Origin of the sequence: Actinoplanes sp. NPDC049118 (assembly GCF_040648555.1) — a bacterium.
Taxonomy (GTDB): Bacteria; Actinomycetota; Actinomycetes; order Mycobacteriales; family Micromonosporaceae; genus Actinoplanes.
The window spans coordinates 257,120-277,155 of the sequence record NZ_JBEZDY010000013.1 but is presented as its reverse complement, the minus strand read 5'-3'; the positions used below and the strand labels follow the sequence as shown (position 1 = coordinate 277,155).

Sequence of the window (20,036 nt, the reverse complement as noted above, 5' to 3'; positions counted from 1 at the left end):
GTTGATGGCGATTTTCACGGTGCCTTTGCTGCCGGCGGCGGGTTTGTCGTCGGTGCCGGCGTCGGAGGAGGCGCCGCCGCAACCGGCGATGCTCAGACTGAGGACCGCCGCGGCGGCGGTGAGCCGATGTCTCATGCTCTGGTTCCCTTCGCGGAGTGGATGCCCTGCGTGAGCCGGTCCAACAGGACGCCGAGCAGCACGATCGCGCACCCGGCGGCCATGCCCTTGCCGAAGTCCTCGCGCTGGGCGAAGCCGGCGACGACGTCGTAGCCCAGCGCACCGGCGCCGACCAGGCCGCCGACGACGACCATGGCCAGCACCATGACGATGCCCTGGTTGACGGCGAGCAGCAGGCCGCCGCGGGCCATCGGCAGCTGCACCTTCCAGAGCAGCTGCCGCGGCGTGGAACCGGCGGAGAGCGCGGCCTCGACAACGGTCGACGGCACGTCGCGGATGCCCCGCTCGACCAGGCGGACCACCGGCGGCACGGCGTAGATGACGGCCGCGACGATCGCGGTGAACCGGCTGGCGCCGAAGAGCGCCACGGCGGGCAGCAGGTAGACGAACGACGGCATGGTCTGCGCCGCGTCCAGCAGCGGGCGCAGCCCCCGGGTGAACCGGTCGTGCCGCGCGCACAGCACTCCGAGCAGCACGCCGAAGGCCATCGTGACCACGGTGGCGACCAGCACGGTGGCGAGGGTCTGCATGGCGTGCTGCCACAGGCCCAGCCCGGCCACCCCGGCCGCGGCGAGCGCGGCGATCACCCCGGACCGCACGCCGCCGGCGAGGCTGCCGAAGACCAGCACCACCAGGACGAACAGCCACCACGGCGTGGTGACGAGCAGGTTCTCCAGCGGATCGAGCAGCCCCGCGCTGATCCCGTTCTTGAGCGCCTCGGTGACGTCGTACAGGTGGAACTCGATCCAGCGGGTGATCTCGTTGACCGGCCCGGCGAACGAGAGGTGCCAGCCCTGCGGGAACTCGGAGCGCAGGCCGAGCAGCGCCAGCAGGCCGGTGGCGGCCACCGCGCCGGCGAGCAGCGGCAGCCGCGGGCGGCGCCCGGCCGCGCGGGTGGTGACCCGGTCGAGCAGGATCGCCAGCACCACGATCGCGAGGCCGGCGTCGAACGCGACGCCGACGTTGACCCGCTCCAGGGCCTGCACGATGGTCGCGCCAAGGCCGGGCGCGTCGATCAGCGCGGTCACCACCACCATGGACAGCGCCATCATGATGGTCTGGTTGACCGCGAGCACGATGGTCGGCCGGGCCATCGGCAGCCGCACCTTGCCGAGCAGCTGCCAGCGGGTCGAGCCGAGCGCGGTGGCCGCCTCGACCGTCGTGGGTGACACCTCGCTGATGCCCAGCGCGGTGATCCGGATGGTCACCGGGACCGCGTAGATCAGCGTGGCGATCACCGCGGCCGGCTCGCCGATCGAGAAGAGCAGCGTCATCGGCGCCAGGTAGGCGAAGGTCGGCATGATCTGCATGACGTCGAGCAGCGGCCGCAGCAGCGCGCCGACCGCCGGCACCCGCGCGGCCAGCACGCCGACCGGCACCCCGATCAGGACCGACAGCACCACGGCGGACAGCGTCAGCACCAGCGTGTCGACGCTCTGCTCCCACAGGCCGAGCACGCCCAGGAAGAGGAGCCCGGCGACCGTGCCGATCGCCAGCCGCCAGCCGGCGAGCACCGCCGTCAGCGCGCCGGCGGCCGTGACCAGGCCGGCCCAGCCGAGGCCGTACAGCAGCCCCTGCACCGCGTCGACCAGGAACACCACGCCGAGCCGCACGTAGTTGAAGCCGTACAGGAAGACCGGGCTGGTGTCCCGGTTCTCGTCGACCCAGTCCCGCACCCCGCCGAAGAACCGGAACGCCCACGCGTCGTCGTCGTCCGCCGCCCCGGCGGTGCGCACGCTCAGATAGGCGGCGACGGTCGCGACCACCAGGACCGCGATCAGAGTACGGCGGGACGGGCGCGTCCAGCGCGGCGCGCTCGCCGGCCGGGTCGCGGGCTCGGTCGCGGGCTCGGTGGCGACCACGGCCGTCATGCCGGTACCTGTGGCCGGTGGCCGATCAGCGCCGGAACCAGCTGGCCGGCGTCGACCACGCCCAGGTCCTCGTCGCCGTCGACGACCCGGACGGCGCGGCCCGCGTGCAGCACCCGGTGCACCGCGTCCCGGATCACCGTGCCGGCCGGCAGCGGCTGGTCCTCGAGCTCCTCGCCGTCGCGCGCCGGCCGGACGATCCACCGCACGGTCAGCACGTCGGCGCGCGGCACCTCCTGCACGAAGTCCGACACGTAGCGGTCCGCGGGCGCACCGACCAGCTCCTCGGGGGTGCCCACCTGCACCAGCTCGCCGTCGCGCATGACCGCGATGCGGTCGCCGAGCGACAGCGCCTCGGCCAGGTCGTGGGTGATGAAGACCAGCGTCTTGCCGACCTCGGCGTGCAGGCGGCGCACCTCGGCCTGCATGTCGCGGCGGATCAGCGGGTCGAGGGCGCTGAACGGCTCGTCGAACAGCAGCACGGCCGGGTCCGTCGCCAGCGCCCGGGCCAGCCCGACGCGCTGCTGCATGCCGCCCGAGAGCTGGTGCGGATACTGCTGCTCGTGCCCCTCGAGGCCGACCAGGGCCAGGACCTCGCCGGCCCGGCGGTGCCGCTCGGCCCGCTTCACGCCCTGGATCTCCAGGCCGTACGCGATGTTGTCGACGACCTGGCGGTGCGGGAGCAGCCCGAAGTGCTGGAAGACCATCGCCACCCCGTGGCGGCGCAGCTCGCGCAGCCGCCGCGGGTTCATCGCCCGCACCGGCTCGCCGTCGATGCGCACCTCGCCGCTGGTCGGCTCGATCAGCCGGGTCAGGCAGCGCACCAGCGTGGACTTGCCGCTGCCGGAGAGTCCCATCACGACGAAGACCTCGCCCGCGTGCACGTCGAAGCTCACGTCGCGTACCGCGGCCACGCAGCCGGTGCGGGCGCGCAGGTCAGCGCGGGACAGCTCGGCCAGTTCGGTGCCGACGATCCGGTCCGGCCTCGGACCGAACACCTTCCACAGGTGCTCGACGGCGATGGTGGGTGTCATGGGTGGGCCTCACTGTTCAACCGGCGGGTGTTACCGCTTCCATGCGGGCGCTCAGCCCCGCGGCGACCAGGTCGGCCGCCCGTTCGCCGATCATGAGCACGGCCACCACCGGGTTGACCGTGGTCATCGTCGGGAACACCGACGCGTCGGCGATCCGTACGTTGGCGCAGCCGCGCAGCCGCAGTCCCGGGTCGACGACCGCGAGCTCGTCCGTGGCGGCGCCCATCCGGCAGGTGCCCGCCGGATGGTAGACCGTGTGGTGCGCCGCCCGGCCGTACGCGGAGAGCTCCTCGTCGGTCTGCAGGTCCGGCCCGGGTGCGATCTCGCGGGCGATCCAGGACCTGAAGGGCTCGGTCGCGGCGACCTCGCGGGCGATCCGCAGCCCGTCCACGATGGCCCGCTCGTCGTAGCCGTCCGGGTCGGTGAAGTAGCCGAAGTCCAGCGCGGGCTTGACCGCCGGGTCGGCGCTGGCCAGCCGGAGCCGGCCGGTGCTGCGCGGCCGCGGCACGTTCGGGGTCATCCCGAAGCCGTGCGCCGGCACGTCGTAGCCGAGGCGCTCGGTGTGCAGGGTGAACGGGATCTGGTAGAGGTGGAACATCAGGTCCGGGCGTTCGTCGCCCGCGTCGCGGCGTACGAAGAGCCCGGCGTCGGCGTCCATCGCGGACTCCGGCGGGATCGGCCGGGTGGACTCCCAGAGGATCAGCGACTCGGGGTGGTCGAGCAGGTGCTCGCCGACCCCGGGCAGGTCCAGCCGCACGTCGATGCCGAGCTCGCGCAGGTCGGCGGCGGGCCCGATGCCGGAGAGCAGCAGCAGCCGCGGCGTGTCGATCGCGCCCGCGCACAGCACGTACTCGCGGCCGCTGATCACCTCGTCGCGACCGTCGCGGCTGACGCGCACCCCGGTGACCCGGTCGCCGTCGAGGTCCAGCCGGGACGCCCAGGTCTCGGTCAGCACGGTCAGGTTCGGACGGTCCAGGTGCGGGTGCAGGTAGGCCACCGACGACGAGGAGCGGATGCCGCTCTCCGGGTGGTAGGCGACCGGGAAGAAGCCGGTGCCGTCGGCGAACGGGCCCGAGTTGAAGTCCTCGTGCACCGCCACGCCGAGCGCGTCGCGGCACGAGGCCACGAAGGCCTCGGCGAGGGGGTTGCGGTCCTTGCCGGCGACGGGCTCGATGTGCACGGCCAGCCGCCGCCAGTACGGCAGCATCTCCTCGTAGGACCAGCCCTCGGCGCCCGCGGCGACCCAGTCGGCGAAGTCGCCGGCCGGCGGCAGGAAGCTGATCATCGTGTTGTGCGACGAGCAACCGCCCAGCACCCGCGCCCGGGAGTGCCGGATGTGCGAGTTACCCCGCGGCTGCGGCAGGGTCGGGTAGTCGTAGTCGTAGTCGGTCTCGAGCAGGTTGATCCAGTTCCGCAGTTGCAGCACCGACTCGTCGCCGACATCGGACGGTCCGCCCTCGATCAGGCACACCCGTACCCCCGGATCGGCGGAGAGCCGGGAGGCCACCACCGCGCCGGCCGTACCGCCGCCGACAACCACCACATCGAACTCGTTCGTGCGCAGAGCCGGCACCTTCCGTCGCCTTGTGGTGACAGGATCATCAGCCGCGGGCCCATGGTCAATGCCAGATCCAGACTTTTACCGCAGCGCAACAATCCATCTCGGAGGATTTCGGCGCCCGTCCCTGCCCAGCGGCCGGACGTGACCGCCGCCACAATACGATACGAGTCTGTTCCGTATCGAGTTCCGGGGGTCTAGGTTCGATCATAGGATACGGAACTGTTCCGTATCGCAATCGCGTGCAGACCCTCAGGAGTGGCACCACATGGACGTTCCCGCCGCAGAGAACACGGGTCATCCCCGGCGCTGGGCCATCCTCGGCGTTCTCGTCATCAGCCTGCTCGTCGTCGTGCTGGACAACACCGTCCTCAACGTGGCGATGCGCACGATCGCCGACCCGCGCGCGGGGCTCGGCGCCAGCCAGAGCCAGCTCGAGTGGGCGATCAACTCGTACACCCTGGTCTTCGCCGGCCTGCTCTTCACCGCCGGAATCCTGGCCGACCGGCTCGGCCGGCGGCTGACCCTCACCGTCGGGCTCGCGCTCTTCGGGCTCGCGTCGCTGCTCTCGGCGTACGCGCAGACCGCCGACCAGCTGATCTGGGCCCGCGCGCTGATGGGCCTCGGCGCCGCCGCGGTCATGCCGGCGACCCTGTCGATCATCGCTAACGTCTTCGACCCGCGCGAGCGCGGCCGCGCCATCGGCGTCTGGGCCGGCGCCGTCGGCCTCGGCGTCGCCATCGGCCCCATCGTCGGCGGCCTGTTGCTCGAGCACTTCTGGTGGGGCTCGGTCTTCCTGATCAACGTGCCGATCGTGATCGCCGGCGTCGTGCTCGTGCTGACCCTGGTCCCCGAGTCGCGCGACCCGAAGCCGGGCCGCATCGACATCGTCGGCGTGCTGCTCTCGATCGTCGGGCTCACCCTGCTCACCTACGGCGTCATCGAGGGCGGCGAGAAGGGCTTCGGGCGGGTCGAGTCGTGGGGCGCGCTTGTCGTTTCGGTCGCGGTCCTGGCCGGCTTCATCGTGTACGAGCGCAGCATCGAGTTCCCCTCCCTGGACGTCAAGCTCTTCGCCATCCGGCAGTTCTCGGCCTCGGTCGCCGCGATCGGCCTGGTCTTCTTCGCCGCCATGGGCGCGATGTTCTTCAGCGCCTTCTACCTGCAACTGGTGCGCGGCTACGGCCCGCTGGCCTCCGGCGCGCTGTTCGTCCCGTTCGCGGTCGCGCAGATGATCTTCGCGCCGCGCAGCGCCGCCATGGTCCGGCGCTTCGGCCCGAAGCGGGTCAGCACCGTCGGCCTGCTGCTCGTGGCGGCCGGCCTGGCCGGCTGGCTCTTCATCGGCGAGACCACGCCGATCTGGGTCGTCGGGGCGCTGTTCTTCCTCATGGGCGTCGGCATGGCCAACGTGATGCCGCCGGCCACCGAGGCGATCATGGCGGTGCTGCCGCGGGAGAAGGCCGGCGTCGGCTCCGCGGTCAGCAACACCATCCGGCAGGTCGGCGGCGCCCTGGGCGTGGCCACCCTCGGCGCGATCATCTCGTCGACCTACCGCGACCAGGTCACGGACGCCACGGCGGGTCTGCCGGCCGCCGCGCGCGAGGTGGCGCGGGAGTCCGTCGCCGGCGCGTACGGGGTGGCGGAGCAGGCCGGGCCGGCCGGTCAGGCGCTCATCGGCTCGGCGAACGACGCGTTCATCTCGGCGATGCACTACGCCTCGATCGGCAGCACGGTCTTCGCCCTGCTCGGCGCCCTGGTCGCGGCGATCTGGCTGCCCGGCCGCCGCCCGGCCGACGCACCAACGCCCACCGGCGCGGGCCCGGCGGAGACCCCGACCGCGGAGTTGATCGAGGCATGACCGACTGCACCGAGCGCAGCGAGGGCCGGGAGGGCATGCCCGGCCGGCTCGGCATGACCATCGGCACCTCGCATGGTCATGGCGTGCGGGCTCGGTAACAATGGAGCGCATGACGACGGTCAGCGTTGACGATGCGGCCGACCAGGAGCGCAAGGCTCCCGGTCGGCCGCGCGATGCCCGGGCCGACGCGGCCATCATCGAGGCGGTGCTCGAGCTGCTCAGCGCCGGTCAGAGCGCCGACGCGCTCTCGATCGAGGCGGTGGCCGCCCGGGCGGGCGTCGGCAAGGCGACCATCTACCGGCGCTGGCCCAACAAGGAGGCGCTGCTGATCGACGCGGTCGCCGCGATGAAGGGCCCGCTGCCGGTGCCGGCCGGGGAGTCGGTCCGCGACGACCTCGTCATGCTGATCGCCGGCATGCGCAACAAGCGCATGGAGCACTACGGCAAGGTCACCGCCTGCCTGGTGCCGGAGCTGCTGAAGAGCCCGGAGATGCACCGCATCTACTACGGCGTCATCGAGCCGCGGCGCGACGTCATGCGCCAGGTGCTGCGCCGCGGCGTCGAGAACGGCGAACTGCGCGCCGATCTCGACGTCGAGCTGACCATGCTGATGCTCTCCGGGCCGACCCTGGCGCAGAACATGCTGCGCTGGAGCCCGCACGTGGCCGACGAGGGCTTCGCCGAGGCGCTGGTCGACGCGGTGCTGCGCGGTGCGGCCCCGTGAGTGAGCGAGCTTGCGAGCGAACCATCACTCAGTGTCTGACTCATGTCATCGCCGGAGCGCCAGCGGAGGCGATGGCATGAGCGTCACCATCGATGATGTGCGTGACGCCGCCGCGCGGCTCGCCGGGGTCGCCCACCGCACCCCGGTGCTGCGCTCGCGCACCCTCGACGCCCTGGTCGGCGCCGAGGTCCACCTCAAGGCCGAGAATCTCCAGCGGATGGGCGCCTTCAAGTTCCGCGGCGCTTACAACGCGCTCTCCCGGCTCTCGCCGCGGCAGCGGGCGCGCGGCGTCGCCTCGTTCTCCTCCGGCAACCACGCGCAGGCGCTCGCCCTCGCCGCCCGCGAGCTCGGCACCACCGCGGTCATCCTCATGCCCGCGGACACCCCGGCGTCCAAGCGCGCGGCGGCCGAGGGCTACGGCGCCGAGATCATCACCTACGACCGCTACACCGGCGACCGGGTCGCCCTCGGCGCGGCGCTCGCGGCCGAGCGCGGCCTCGCGCTGATCCCGCCGTACGAGCATCCGGACGTGATCGCCGGACAGGGCACCGCCGCGCTCGAGCTGCTGGAGGAGACGGGTGAGCTCGGCGCGCTGCTGGTGCCGGCGGGCGGCGGCGGGCTGCTCGCGGGCAGCGCCACTGCGGCCCGGGGCCTGCACCCCGCGATCCGGATGATCGGCGTGGAGCCGGAGGCGGGCGACGACACCAGGCGGTCCCTGGCCGCGGGGGAGCGGGTGGCGATTCCGGTGCCCCGCACCATCGCCGACGGTCAGGCCGCGGACATCCCCGGCGAGCTGACCTTCTCGATCAACCGGCGCCTGGTCGACGAGATCGCCCTGGTCACCGACGACCAGATCCGCGACGCGATGCGGTTCGCCTTCGAACGGATGCGGGTCGTCCTGGAGCCCAGCGGCGCCACCGGACTGGCGGCGCTGCTGTCCGGCCGCGTCGAGCGCCTCCCGGCCCGGGTCGGCGTGATCATCTCGGGCGGCAACATCGACGCGGCTCGCTTCGCCGAGCTGATCTGCCCTGTTCCCGACGGCGCTACTGTCGGGTAGCCGCCGGGACTATGGTCAGCCCGGCCCGACGACTCCATGGTGAACAGCGTGGATGTTCCCTTGACCGTCGCGTTCGACCGCGACCGCGTTACGAACAGCGCCGCACTGTTGCGGGAGGAGCGGGCCCAGCTCGCCCCCGCCGACCGGCCCGACCGTGGGTGGGCTCCGGCCCACCGCCAGGTCGCCGAGCTCTGCGCCACGCCGCCGACCGACATCGCCGGCGTGCTGACCCGGCTCACCGCCGCCCAGAAGATCTTCGACGAGCTGCCACCGAAGGCCGCCAACCGGGTGGCCGCGTTCAACTCGCTCTACTTCACCATCACCGACCGGGTCGCCAAGTTGCTCAGCAGCGACGACGTGCGCGATCCGGTCTTCCTGGAGCTGCTCGACGTCGAGTTCGCCAAGCGCTACTTCGACGCCCTGCGCCGCTGGGGCGTCGACGACGACGCCACCCCGGACGCCTGGGAGGTGCTGTTCCGGCGCGCCCGCAGCCGCAAGCTGAGCAGGCTGACCGCCGCGATGCTGGGCGTCAACGCGCACATCAACCACGACCTGGCGCTCGCCCTGATCGCCACGTGGGAACGCACGGGCGCGCCGACCGACGAGGTCATCCACCCGGACTACCTGCTGATCAACGACATCTTCTTCGCGGAGATCCCGGCCCTGCGCCGCCGCTACTCCACGGCCTGGCAGCTGCGTCTCGACCACCTGGTCGGCGACCTGGACGACTGGAGCCAGCGGGTGCTGGTCTCGGCGACCCGGGCGCACGCCTGGGACCAGGCGCAGCGGCTGTGGCAGCTGCGCGGGGACAGCGACGACCTGGCCCGTGCCAAGCTGCTCATGGACCGCGCCTCGGCGCTGCTCGGCGAGGCCCTGATCAGCGCCGACGGCATCGTCAACAGGATCGGCGCGACCCTGCGCGCCGCGCGCGACCTCGTGCGCAAGGCGCTGTCGAGGCTGACCGGTCGTTGATCCCCCACGCCGCCGGACCCGGTCAGGGGTTCTGGCAGGATCGGGGAATGCTGGTGGACCGGTCCGGGCGGCGCTACCCCCTGGACGAGCCGCGCTGGCGGGGCGACGACGGGTCACCCCTGCTGGTCGAGGACCTGCCGGGGATCGACCGCGACGACGTCGACACCCGCGTACGGTCGCAGTGGCGTTACGCGGCCGCCCTGCCGTTGTCCTACGAACGGCCGGTGAGTCTCGGCGAGGGGTGCACGCCGCTGCTGCCGTTCGAGGTCGACGGGGTGCCGCTGTCGGTCAAGCCCGAGTGGTTCAACCCGACCGCCAGCTTCAAGGACCGCGGCACGACCGTCATGGTCTCGACCCTGCTCCGCCAGGGCGTCGCCGGGATGCTTGAGGACAGCAGCGGCAACGGCGGCTCGTCGGTGGCCGCGTACGCCGCGGCCGCCGGGATCCGGGCCACGATCCTCGCGCCCGAGTCGACGTCGCCGGCCAAGATCCAGCAGAGCCGGGTGCACGGCGCCGAGGTCGAGCTGGTGCCGGGCCCGCGCCAGGCCACGGCCGACGAGGCGGTGCGGCGCTCGGCCGCCACGTTCTATTCCAGCCACAACTGGCACCCGTTCTTCCTGCAGGGCACCAAGCTGATCGCGTACGAGATCTGGGAGGACCTGGGCTTCGCCGCGCCGGACGCCGTCGTGCTGCCGGCCGGGGCCGGCAGCCTGGTGCTCGGCTGCCACCTCGGCTTCGGCGAGCTGCTGCGCTCGGGTGCGATTCGTCGCCGGCCGCGGCTGCTGGTCGCCCAGCCGGCGCACTGCGGCCCGCTGGTCGCCGCCTTCGCCGCCGGGGCCGACGCGGTCTCGCCCGGGCGGTGGTCACCGACCGTGGCCGAGGGCACGGCGATCGCGGTGCCGGTGCGCGACCGCGAGGTGCTCGCGGCCGTGCGGGCCTCCGGCGGCGACATGGCGGCCGTCGCGGAGGCCGAGATCGCGCCCGCCACCTTCGAACTGGCCCGGCGTGGCCTGTACGCGGAGCCGACCAGCTCGATCGTGCTGCCGGCGGTCCGCGAGTTCCTGCGCCGCGGCACGCTGCGCCGCGGCGAGACGGCGGTGGCCGTCCTGACCGGCTCGGCCCTCAAGGCCTCGGACGCCGTCGGCCGCCTCCTTGCGGAGACCCCGTGATCCCGGTCCGCGACTGCGGCTACGGAGCGGTCGGCGGGGTGGTCGGCGCGCCGGCGGCCGGGAAGCGGATCACCCGGTCGTCGTCGGCGGCCGGGGTGCCGCGCCCGTCGCGGTTGCTGGTGGTGATCCACAGCGAACCGTCGGGCGCCCGTTCCGCCGTGCGCAGCCGCCCGTACCGGCCCTGTAGGAGCGCGACCGGCGTGCCGGCTCCGCCGGCGCCGTCCAGCGGCACCGACCACAGTCGCTGGCCACGCAGCGCGGCGACGTACAGCGTGGTGCCGTCGACCGTCGCCCCGCTGGGAGACGCCTCCGCCGTGGTCCACACGACGATCGGGTTGCGGAACCGGGTGTCGTTGCCGCGGCCCTCGACCGTCGGCCACCCGTAGTTTCCGCCGGCGACGATGTGGTTGACCTCGTCCCACGTGTTCTGGCCGAACTCCGAGGCGTACAGCCGGCCCTGCGCATCCCAGGCCAGGCCCTGCACGTTGCGGTGTCCCAGGCTGTAGACCAGGGAGCCGGGGAAGGGGTTGCCGGACGCGGGGACACCGCCGTCCGGGCGCATCCGCAGGATCTTGCCGTTGAGCCGCTGCCGGTTCTGCGCGTTCGCCGTGTTGCCGGCGTCGCCGACGCCCGCGTAGAGCATTCCGTCCGGTCCGAAGGCGATGCGCCCGCCGTCGTGGATGTTCGCCCTGGCCAGCCCGCTGAGAATCACGGCCTGCTGCTGCGGCGCGTCGAGGCGCAAGCGGACGATCCGGTTGTCCGTGGCGGCCGTGAAGTAGACGTAGACGAGCCGGTCCTGCGCGAACGCCGGTGACACCGCCAGGCCGAGCAGGCCCGCCTCGCCGGCCGGAGAGACGCCGTTGATCGTGGCCACGGTGACCGGTGCGGTGCCCGGGCGCACCTGCAGGACGCGGGCGCTGTTGCGTTCCGCGACGAGGGCGCTGCCGTCCGGCAGGAACCCCAGACCCCACGGAACGGTCAGTCCGGTCGCCACCACCTGCGGGTTGCCGAGGTCGGGCTCGAGGGCGCCGGCCGGCGTCGCGGTCGCGGCGACACCCACGCCGAGGCCGAGCGTGACGGTGAGCAGCGCGCTCCTGAAGGCGATCGTCCGGCGCATCGCGGGACCTCCCGATCGTTCATCGAGGTATATCAATGTACACGATTCGGTGGCGGGTGCCGCCGGGGTGACCTCACCGCGTCATGATCGCTTTTGTGATAAGCGGTTTTCACGGCGGAAACATCTCCTACGCGCGAAGGTAATGGCTGGTCGGCAGGCTGTCGGGATGGCCGACCTGACCGGGCCGGTGACGCCCGCGGGCGCTCCCGCCCCCGATGCACCCGCAGGGCCGCTCGCCGGCTTCACCGTCGCGGTCACCGCCGAGCGGCGTCGCGACGAGCTCGCGGCCCTGTTCCAGCGGCGCGGCGCGAAGGTGGTGGTCGCGCCCGCCATCACGATCGTGCCGCTCGGCGACGACCAGGCGCTGCACGCCGCGACCGAGGCCTGCGTCGGCCTCGCGCCCGACATCGTGGTCGCCACCACGGGGATCGGTTTCCGCGGCTGGCTCGAGGCCGCCGAGGGGTGGGGGATGGGCGACACCCTGCGTGCCGCGCTCAGCCGCGCCCGGCTCGTCGCCCGCGGCGCCAAGCCGTGCGGTGCGATCCGGGCCGCCGACCTGACCGAGGACTGGTCCGCGCCCAGCGAGTCGTGCGAGGAGATCCTCGAGCGGCTGCTGGCACAGGGCATCGCCGGGCGGCGCGTCGCGGTGCAGCTGCACGGCGGGCCGCAGGCGGAGTTCGTCGCCGGCCTGCGGGCGGCCGGGGCCGCCGTCGTCGAGATCCCGGTCTACCGCTGGACGCTGCCGCCGGACGTCGCGCCGGTGCGGCGGCTCGTCGGTCAGCTCGCGGCCGGCCAGGTCGACGCCGTCACGTTCACCAGCGCACCGGCCGTGCAGGCGCTGCTGGAGATCGCCGGGGACTCCGCCGCCGAGGTGCTCGAGCGTTTCCGCACCGGCACCATGGCCGCCTGCGTCGGGCCGGTCACCGCCGCCTCGCTGGTCGAGCAGGACATCCCGGTGGTGACGCCGCACCGATCCCGGCTCGGTGCCCTGGTCAAGGTCGTCACCGACGAGCTGCCGCGGCGCGCCGCGAAGCTCACGGTCGCCGGCACGGTCCTCGAGATCCGCGGACACGCCGTGCTCATCGACGGCCGGCTGCAGACCCTGGCCCCGGCGGCGATGGCGATCCTCGGCTCGCTCGCGGCCAAGCCGGGCGCGGTCGTCTCCAAGGACCGCCTGGTCAACTCCCTGCCCCGGGGCAACGACGGTCACGCCGTCGACGTCGCGATCGCCCGGCTGCGCTCCGCGCTCGGCTCCGCGGGCCACATCGAGACCGTCATCAAGCGCGGCTACCGGCTGCGCGTCGACGAGCCGACGGCGATCGCATGAGCCGGCTGCCGGTGCTGCTGGCGGTCGCGCACGGCACCCGCTCCGCCGCCGGCCAGGCGCAGATCCGTGACCTGGTCGACCGGGTGGCCTGCCGGCGCCCGGACCTGGACGTCCGGCTCGCCTTCGCCGACGTGCAGCAGCCCCGCGTCGCGGACGCGATACAGGGGCTGCACGCGGTGGTCGTGCCGCTGCTGCTGTCCTCCGGCTACCACGTACGCGTGGACATCGCCGAGGCCGTCGCCGCCGCCGACGCGGTCGCCACCGCGCCGCTGGGTCCCGACCCCGTGCTGGTGGAGAGCCTGCGCCGGCACATCGGCGACACCGACGCGGTGGTGCTCGCCGCGGCCGGCTCGTCGGATCCGGGCTGGCGGGCCGGGATCGCCGACGTGGCCGCCCGGCTGGACGCGCACGTGGCGTACGCCTCCGGCGCCGAGCTGCGGGTGCCCGACGTGGTCGCCCACCTCCGGGCGCAGGGCGCGCGGCGGATAACCGTCGCGGCGTACCTGCTGGCCGAGGGCCTGTTCTACCGCTCGCTGCACCGGGCCGGAGCCGACGTCGTGACGCCGCCGCTCTGCGCCGACCCGGCCGTGGCCGACCTGGTGCTCGCCCGCTACGAGCACCTCACAATGGCGCCGAGCCGCTTGTAGGGTTTTCCGAACGCCGCGGCAACGGCGACGGTCCGGTGCGGTAACGGTGATCGACCAGCATCATCTGCGTGACCGTGACCGAGACGCATTGCCCGTACTGCGCACTGCAGTGCGGCATCGCGCTGACGCCCGAGATCCCGCGGGTGCGGCTCGAACCCACCGAATTCCCGGTCAACCGGGGCGGCCTGTGCGCCAAGGGCTGGACCGCGGCCGAGCTGCTCGACCACTCCGATCGGCTGCTCACCCCGCTGGTACGCAAGGACCCCGCGGACCGCACCAGCCCGCTGCGCGAGGCCACCTGGGACGAGGCGTACGAGCGCATCGTGACGGCGATCCGGCGCAGCCGGCAGGAGTACGGCCCCGACAGCGTCGGCGCGTTCGGCGGCGGCGGGCTGACCAACGAGAAGGCGTACACGCTCGGCAAGTTCGTCCGGGTGGCGCTGGGGTCCGCGTCGATCGACTACAACGGCCGGTTCTGCATGTCGTCGGCCGCGACCGCCGGGAACCGCTCGCTCGGCGTCGACCGTGGCCTGCCGTTCCCGCTCGAGGACCTGGCCGGCGCGAAGACCGTGCTGCTCGTCGGCGCCAACCCGGCCGACGCGATGCCGCCGTCCATGCAGTACCTCGACGCCGGGCGGGCCGAGGGCGCCCGGCACATCGTCGTCGACCCCCGGCGCACGGCGACCGCGGCGGGCGCGTACCGGCATCTGCAACCGCTGCCCGGCACGGACCTGGCGCTGGCCAACGGCCTGCTGCACATCGCGGTCCGGGAGGGGCTGCTCGACGAGCAGTACATCCGGGACCGGACCACCGGCTTCGACGCCGTCCGCGCCGCGGTCGCCTCCTACTGGCCCGAGCGGGTCGAGCGGATGACCGGCGTCAGCGAGGCGGACCTGCGCGAGACCGTCCGGCTGCTCGCCACCGAACGCCCGTCGATGATCCTCACCGCCCGCGGCGCCGAGCAGCACAGCAACGGCACCGACACGGCGCAGGCGTACCTGAACCTGGCGCTGGCGCTGGGCCTGGTCGGGCGGCCGAACTCGGGCTACGGCACCATCACCGGGCAGGGCAACGGGCAGGGCGGGCGCGAGCACGGGCAGAAGGCCGACCAGCTGCCCGGCTACCGGCGCCTCGACGATCCGGCCGCCCGGGCGCACGTCGCCGCCGTCTGGGGAATCGACCCCGACGAGCTTCCGCGGCCCGGCGTCTCCGCGTACGAGATGCTCGACCGCCTCGGCACCGACGGCGGGGTCCGGGTCCTGCTGGTGCTGGCCAGCAACATGGCCGTCTCCGCGCCGCACGCCGGGCACGTCATCGACCGGCTGCGCGCCCTGGACCTGCTGGTCGTCTCCGACATCTTCCTCTCCGAGACCGCCGCGCTCGCCGACGTCGTGCTGCCGACCGCGCAGTTCGCCGAGGAGGAGGGCACGATGACAAACCTCGAGGGCCGGGTCATCCGCCGCAGGATGGCACTTCCGCCGCCGCCGGACGTCCGCACCGACCTGCAGTTCCTGGCCGGGCTCGCCGACCGGCTCGGGCGCGGGAAGTTCTTCAGCGACGACCCGCGGACCGTCTTCGACGAGCTGCGCCGGGCCAGCGCCGGCGGGATCGCCGACTACTCCGGCATCACGTACGAGCGCATCGAGGCCGAGCAGGGCGTGTTCTGGCCGTGCCCCGCCGAGGACCATCCCGGCACGCCGCGGCTGTTCACCGACACGTTCCCGACCCCGGACGGCCGGGCGAGGTTCATCCGGGTCGAGCACCGCGATCCGCACGAGATGCCGGACCGCGAATACCCGTACGTGCTGACGACCGGCCGCAACATGCAGCAGTACCAGAGCGGCAACCAGACCCGCCGGGTCGCCGCGCTGACCGTCTCGCTGCCGGAGCCGCGCGTCGAGCTGCACCCCGACCTCGGCCGCCGGCTCGGCGTCGCCGACAGCGACATGGTCGAGCTGCGAACCCGCCGCGGAAAGGCGCAGTTCCGGGCCCGGTTCAACCCCGGAATCCGGCCGGACACGGTCTTCGCGCCGTTCCACTGGGGCGGCGACCAGGCCGTCAACCTGCTCACCGACCCGGCACTCGACCGGCACTCCAAGATGCCCGCGTTCAAGGCGTGCGCGGTCGCCATCTGCCCCGCCCCCCATCAAGAAGGGACCACCTAGGTGCAATCCACACAACGACTCGTGGTGATCGGCAACGGGATGGCGGGCGCCCGCACCGTCGAGGAGATCCTCGCCCGGGGCGGCGACTTCACCATCACGATGTTCGGTGACGAGCCGTACGGCAACTACAACCGGATCATGCTCTCCAACCTGCTCGCGGGGGTGGAGGACGAGGCCGGCATCTTCCTGAACGACCTGAGCTGGTACGCGGACAACGGCATCACGCTGCACGTCGGCACCCGGATCGAGAAGATCGACCGGACACACAAGGTGGTCATCGCGACCGACGGGACCAGGACACCGTACGACAAGCTGATCATCGCGACCGGCAGCAGCTCCTGGACTCCGCCGATCAAGGGCATCCACAACCCGAAGCGCGGCTTCCACCAGGGCGTCTTCGCCTTCCGTACGCTCGACGACACCCGCGGCATGATCCGCTACGCCCGGGACCACGAGCGGGCGGTCGTGATCGGCGGCGGCCTGCTCGGCCTGGAGGCGGCGCGCGGCCTGCAGAACCACGTCAGCCACGTGACCCTGCTGCACGCCATGGGCCACCTGATGAACATGCAGCTCGACGAGCGGGCCGGCGCGATGCTCAAGGCCAGCGTCGAGGGCAAGCTCGGCGTCGACGTCATCGTCGACGCGATGACCACCGAGATCCTCGGCAAGGACCGGGTCACCGGCGTCAAGCTGGCCGACGGCACCGTCATCGACTGCGACGTGGTGGTGGTCGCCGCCGGCATCCGGCCGAACACGCAGGTCGCCGCCGACAGCGGCCTGACCGTCGAGCGCGGCATCGTCGTCGACGACCAGATGCGCGCGGACGGCGAGGACGACATCTACGTCGTCGGCGAGTGCGCCCAGCACCGCGGCGAGCTGTACGGCCTGGTCGCCCCGCTGTGGGACCAGGCGAAGGTGCTCGCCGACCACGTCACCGGGCGCAACGCCGCGGCCGCGTACACCGGCTCGAAGCTGTCCACCAAGCTCAAGGTCGCCGGCATCGACGTCGCCGCGATGGGTCTCAAGGAGCCGGAGACCGACGCCGACGAGGTGATCGTCTACAGCGAGCCGAGGAAGGGCATCTACAAGCAGGTCATCATCCGCGACGGGCTGCTGGTCGGTGCCACCCTGGTCGGCGACAACCGCAAGGCGGCCGCGCTGATCCAGGCCTTCGACCAGGGCCAGGCGTTGCCGGAGGAGCGCGCCGAGATGCTCTTCGACATCGGCGGCCCGGCCGGCGAGGTCAAGCCGGAGGACATGCCGGACGACGCGCAGGTCTGCAACTGCAACGGCGTCAGCAAGGGCGCCATCTGCGGCGTTGTCAACGCCGGATGCAAGACCGTCAACGGCGTGATGGACAAGACCCGGGCCGGCAAGGGCTGCGGAACCTGCAAGCCCCTGGTGCAGCGCATCGTCGAATGGGCGGCCGGCGGCGAGGTCGAGGAGGACCCCGCGGCGAGCTGGTACGTGCCCGGCGTGCCGATGCCGAAGCCGGAGCTGATGGCGGCGATCCGCCAGTACGGGCTGCGCTCGGTCTCGTCGGTCTTCGCCAAGCTGGTGCCCGGCGGCGAGGAGGACGCCAAGAGCAAGATGGGTCTCGCCTCGCTGCTGAAGATGATGTGGGGCGAGGACTACGTCGACGAGCGCGACTCGCGGTTCATCAACGACCGGGTGCACGCCAACATCCAGCGCGACGGCACGTTCTCCGTCGTGCCGCAGATGAAGGGCGGCGTCACCACCCCGGCGCAGCTGCGGCGGATCGCCGAGGTCGCCGAGAAGTACGCCGTACCGATGGTGAAGCTGACCGGCGGGCAGCGCATCGACCTGCTCGGGATCCCGAAGGAGACGCTGCCGAAGATCTGGGCCGACCTGGACATGCCGTCCGGGTACGCCTACGCCAAGAGCTTCCGGACCGTGAAGACCTGCGTCGGCTCGGACTACTGCCGCTTCGGCGTCGGCGACTCCACCGCGCTCGGCATCGCCCTCGAGGAGCGCTTCCAGGGCATCGAGGGGCCCGGCAAGATGAAGCTCGCCGTCACCGGCTGCCCGCGCAACTGCGCCGAGGCGTACGTCAAGGACCTGGGCGTCGTCGCCATCGACGGCGGCCGCTGGGAGATCTACGTCGGCGGCGCGGCCGGCGCACACATCCGCAAGGGCGACCTGCTCGCCACGGTCGACTCGGCGGACGAGGTCATCACGCTCACCGGCCGCTTCCTGCAGTACTACCGCGAGAACGCCAACTGGCTCGAGCGCACGTACGCGTTCGTGCCGCGGCTCGGCATCGACCGGGTCAGGGCGGTCGTCGTCGACGACAGCGACGGCATCGCCGCCGAGCTGGACGCCGCGATGGACGCGTCCGTCGGCGCCTACCGCGATCCCTGGAAGGAGCGGGCCGAGCCGGTCACGCCCGGCCAGTTCCGCACCTCGCTGCCGCTGGTCGTGCTGCCGCAGGTTCCGGTCCGCGTCTCCGGCGGTGTCGCATGACGCGCCTCGGACCGGTACACGAGATCCCCCTGGGTGAGGGCCGCACCTACGCCGTCGACGGCGAGATGGTCGCCGTCTTCCGGCTGCGCGACGGCTCGCTGCGCGCCCTGCAGGCGGTCTGCCCGCACCGCGGCGGGCCCCTGGCCGACGGGCAGATCGACCTGAAGGTCGTCGTCTGCCCGCTGCACCTGAACGCCTTCGACCTGAACACCGGCTGCTCCCTGAGCGGCCAGCCCGACCTGACCGTCTACGCCGTCGACGTCGACGACGACAACCACCTCGTAGTCACCACCCGTGCTTCCTCGGAGGTTTCTTCATGAGCGCCACCACCCTGGAACGTCCCGCCGCACGCACCGTGCGAGGGCATTGGATCGACGACTGGCGCCCGGAGGATCCCGCATTCTGGGAGCACACCGGCGCCCGGATCGCCAAGCGAAACCTGATCTTCTCGATCTTCTCCGAGCACATCGGCTTCTCCGTCTGGACGATGTGGTCCGTGCTCGTGCTCTTCCTCGGCCCCGCGTACGGCATTGACCCCGCCGGCAAGTTCATGCTCACCGCCGTGCCCGCGCTGGTCGGCGCGGCGCTGCGGATCCCGTACACGTTCGCGGTGGCCCGCTTCGGCGGCCGCAACTGGACCATCATCAGCGCGTCGCTGCTGCTGATCCCGGCGGTGCTGGCCGCGTTCCTGATCGAGCCCGGCGTCTCGTACACCACGCTGATCCTGCTCGCGGCCGTCGCGGGCGTCGGCGGCGGCAACTTCGCCTCCTCGATGGCGAACATCAACGCCTTCTACCCGGACCGGCTCAAGGGCTGGGCGCTCGGCATCAACGCCGGCGGCGGCAACCTCGGCGTCGCGGCGGTGCAACTGGTCGGCCTCTTCGTCCTGGCGTTCTTCGGCGCCGGGCACCCGGGCCTGGTGGCGGGCATCTACATCCCGTTCATCGTGATCGCGGCGGTCGGCTCCGCCCTGTACATGGACAACCTCACGCAGGCCCGCAACGAGAAGCGCGGGATGCGCGACGCCGTCCGGGAACCACACACCTGGATCATGTCGTTCCTCTACATCGGCACCTTCGGCTCTTTCATCGGCTTCGGCTTCGCCTTCGGCCAGGTGCTGCAGGTCCAGTTCGCGGAGGACTTCAACACCCCGGTGAAGGCCGCGTACCTGACGTTCCTCGGCCCGCTGCTGGGCTCGCTGATCCGCCCGGTCGGCGGCGCGCTGGCCGACCGGCTCGGCGGCGCCCGGGTGACGTTCTGGAACTTCCTGGCGATGGCGGCCGGCGCGAGCATCGTGCTGCTGGCCTCGCAGCAGCGGTCGCTGCCGCTGTACCTGGTCGGCTTCATCTCCCTGTTCGTCTTCAGCGGCATCGGCAACGGCTCGACGTACAAGATGATCCCCCGGATCTTCTCGCTGAAGAACCCGGGCGAGGAGCACGAGGCCCGCCGCCTCTCCGGCGCGGTCATCGGCATCGCCGGCGCCATCGGAGCGTTCGGCGGGGTGCTGGTCAACCTGGCCTTCCGCCAGTCGTTCCTGACCTACAAGACGGCGGACGCCGCCTACCTCGCCTTCATCGCGTTCTACGCGCTGTGCGTGCTGGTCACCTGGGCGGTCTACCTGCGTTCGTCGTCGCGGCAGCTCGCCGGCGTCTGACGGTCACCGCTGCCGCCCGGTCCCGTCGGGGACCGGGCGGCTGTCGGCTGTCGGTGAACCGGACGAGAACTCGCGTTTGGATCTTTCAAACGCGGCGGGTGACCCGGGCGCCAGGCAGCTCGGGGGAGTGTCGATAGGCGGCAAGCGGCGCGGTTTCGTCCCGATTCCTGACGGCTCGGGGTGTTCGGTGGGCGAGGTGCTGCAGAGTGGGGAGGCACCCTCGGCGTC

At 72.4% G+C, this 20,036-nt stretch carries 15 protein-coding genes; 11 read left to right on the top strand and 4 right to left on the bottom strand.

Annotated elements, in window-relative coordinates:
• Positions 1–131 precede the first annotated feature (131 nt).
• Genes AB0B58_RS22535 through AB0B58_RS22525 form a run of 3 tightly spaced genes read right to left on the bottom strand, consistent with a single transcriptional unit; the run spans position 132 to position 4,652 of the window.
• Positions 132–2,048: an ABC transporter permease subunit gene (locus tag AB0B58_RS22535; protein ID WP_360226666.1), complete on the bottom strand. Its 1,917-nt coding sequence runs from the start codon at positions 2,046–2,048 to the stop codon at positions 132–134.
• Positions 2,045–3,079: a glycine betaine/L-proline ABC transporter ATP-binding protein gene (locus AB0B58_RS22530; protein ID WP_360226663.1), complete on the bottom strand. Its 1,035-nt coding sequence runs from the start codon at positions 3,077–3,079 to the stop codon at positions 2,045–2,047. The genes AB0B58_RS22535 and AB0B58_RS22530 overlap by 4 nt, the downstream gene beginning before the upstream one ends.
• A gap of 16 nt (positions 3,080–3,095) precedes the next feature.
• A complete protein-coding gene (locus AB0B58_RS22525; RefSeq protein WP_360226660.1) occupies positions 3,096–4,652 on the bottom strand; it encodes a GMC oxidoreductase in 1,557 nt (518 codons plus the stop codon).
• A 253-nt stretch (positions 4,653–4,905) separates the two neighbouring features.
• Here AB0B58_RS22525 and AB0B58_RS22520 point away from each other — a divergent pair, with 253 nt between their 5' ends.
• The 5 genes from AB0B58_RS22520 (at position 4,906) to AB0B58_RS22500 (ending at position 10,414) form a co-directional block, all read left to right on the top strand.
• A complete protein-coding gene (locus AB0B58_RS22520) occupies positions 4,906–6,492 on the top strand; it encodes an MFS transporter (protein WP_360226657.1) in 1,587 nt (528 codons plus the stop codon).
• 109 nt (positions 6,493–6,601) lie between these two features.
• A complete protein-coding gene (locus tag AB0B58_RS22515; protein ID WP_360226654.1) occupies positions 6,602–7,216 on the top strand; it encodes a TetR/AcrR family transcriptional regulator in 615 nt (204 codons plus the stop codon).
• Positions 7,217–7,292: 76 nt separating this feature from the next.
• Positions 7,293–8,273, top strand: coding sequence for a pyridoxal-phosphate dependent enzyme (locus AB0B58_RS22510; RefSeq protein WP_360226651.1), 981 nt, complete (start codon positions 7,293–7,295; stop codon positions 8,271–8,273).
• Positions 8,274–8,321: 48 nt separating this feature from the next.
• On the top strand, positions 8,322–9,245 hold the full coding sequence (locus AB0B58_RS22505; RefSeq protein ID WP_360226648.1) for a DUF5995 family protein: 924 nt from the start codon (positions 8,322–8,324) through the stop codon (positions 9,243–9,245).
• A 47-nt stretch (positions 9,246–9,292) separates the two neighbouring features.
• Entirely contained in the window at positions 9,293–10,414 is a 1,122-nt protein-coding gene (locus AB0B58_RS22500; protein ID WP_360226645.1) for a pyridoxal-phosphate dependent enzyme, read from the top strand.
• Between the two features lie 19 nt (positions 10,415–10,433).
• Here AB0B58_RS22500 and AB0B58_RS22495 read toward each other — a convergent pair whose 3' ends face one another.
• A complete protein-coding gene (locus AB0B58_RS22495; RefSeq protein WP_360226642.1) occupies positions 10,434–11,531 on the bottom strand; it encodes a PQQ-dependent sugar dehydrogenase in 1,098 nt (365 codons plus the stop codon).
• Positions 11,532–11,697: 166 nt separating this feature from the next.
• Here AB0B58_RS22495 and AB0B58_RS22490 point away from each other — a divergent pair, with 166 nt between their 5' ends.
• From AB0B58_RS22490 to AB0B58_RS22465, 6 genes are all read left to right on the top strand, one after another.
• On the top strand, positions 11,698–12,858 hold the full coding sequence (locus AB0B58_RS22490; RefSeq protein ID WP_360226639.1) for a uroporphyrinogen-III synthase: 1,161 nt from the start codon (positions 11,698–11,700) through the stop codon (positions 12,856–12,858).
• A complete protein-coding gene (locus AB0B58_RS22485) occupies positions 12,855–13,505 on the top strand; it encodes a CbiX/SirB N-terminal domain-containing protein (protein WP_360226636.1) in 651 nt (216 codons plus the stop codon). Before AB0B58_RS22490 ends, AB0B58_RS22485 begins: the two co-directional genes overlap by 4 nt.
• Before the next feature lie 68 nt (positions 13,506–13,573).
• Positions 13,574–15,670, top strand: coding sequence for a molybdopterin oxidoreductase family protein (locus AB0B58_RS22480; RefSeq protein WP_360226633.1), 2,097 nt, complete (start codon positions 13,574–13,576; stop codon positions 15,668–15,670).
• Complete coding sequence (gene nirB / locus AB0B58_RS22475) at positions 15,671–18,154, top strand: nitrite reductase large subunit NirB (protein WP_360226630.1); 2,484 nt, start codon at positions 15,671–15,673, stop codon at positions 18,152–18,154. It begins immediately after the preceding gene.
• Complete coding sequence (locus AB0B58_RS22470) at positions 18,151–18,474, top strand: Rieske 2Fe-2S domain-containing protein (RefSeq protein ID WP_360226627.1); 324 nt, start codon at positions 18,151–18,153, stop codon at positions 18,472–18,474. The genes nirB and AB0B58_RS22470 overlap by 4 nt, the downstream gene beginning before the upstream one ends.
• The gene (locus AB0B58_RS22465; protein ID WP_360226624.1) at positions 18,471–19,808 is read left to right on the top strand and encodes a nitrate/nitrite transporter; all 1,338 of its coding nucleotides are present in this window, start codon (positions 18,471–18,473) and stop codon (positions 19,806–19,808) included. Before AB0B58_RS22470 ends, AB0B58_RS22465 begins: the two co-directional genes overlap by 4 nt.
• Positions 19,809–20,036 lie beyond the last annotated feature (228 nt).

Bases quoted from the DNA above. Each gene is read 5' to 3' on its own strand.
- AB0B58_RS22495 (WP_360226642.1), bottom strand. From the start codon at position 11,531: ATGCGCCGGACGATCGCCTTCAGGAGCGCGCTGCTCACCGTCACGCTC.
- AB0B58_RS22530 (WP_360226663.1), bottom strand. From the start codon at position 3,079: ATGACACCCACCATCGCCGTCGAGCACCTGTGGAAGGTGTTCGGTCCG.
- AB0B58_RS22515 (WP_360226654.1), top strand. From the start codon at position 6,602: ATGACGACGGTCAGCGTTGACGATGCGGCCGACCAGGAGCGCAAGGCT.
- AB0B58_RS22490 (WP_360226639.1), top strand. From the start codon at position 11,698: ATGGCCGACCTGACCGGGCCGGTGACGCCCGCGGGCGCTCCCGCCCCC.
- AB0B58_RS22465 (WP_360226624.1), top strand. From the start codon at position 18,471: ATGAGCGCCACCACCCTGGAACGTCCCGCCGCACGCACCGTGCGAGGG.
- AB0B58_RS22470 (WP_360226627.1), top strand. From the start codon at position 18,151: ATGACGCGCCTCGGACCGGTACACGAGATCCCCCTGGGTGAGGGCCGC.
- AB0B58_RS22510 (WP_360226651.1), top strand. From the start codon at position 7,293: ATGAGCGTCACCATCGATGATGTGCGTGACGCCGCCGCGCGGCTCGCC.
- AB0B58_RS22500 (WP_360226645.1), top strand. From the start codon at position 9,293: ATGCTGGTGGACCGGTCCGGGCGGCGCTACCCCCTGGACGAGCCGCGC.
- AB0B58_RS22535 (WP_360226666.1), bottom strand. From the start codon at position 2,048: ATGACGGCCGTGGTCGCCACCGAGCCCGCGACCGAGCCCGCGACCCGG.
- AB0B58_RS22520 (WP_360226657.1), top strand. From the start codon at position 4,906: ATGGACGTTCCCGCCGCAGAGAACACGGGTCATCCCCGGCGCTGGGCC.
- AB0B58_RS22485 (WP_360226636.1), top strand. From the start codon at position 12,855: ATGAGCCGGCTGCCGGTGCTGCTGGCGGTCGCGCACGGCACCCGCTCC.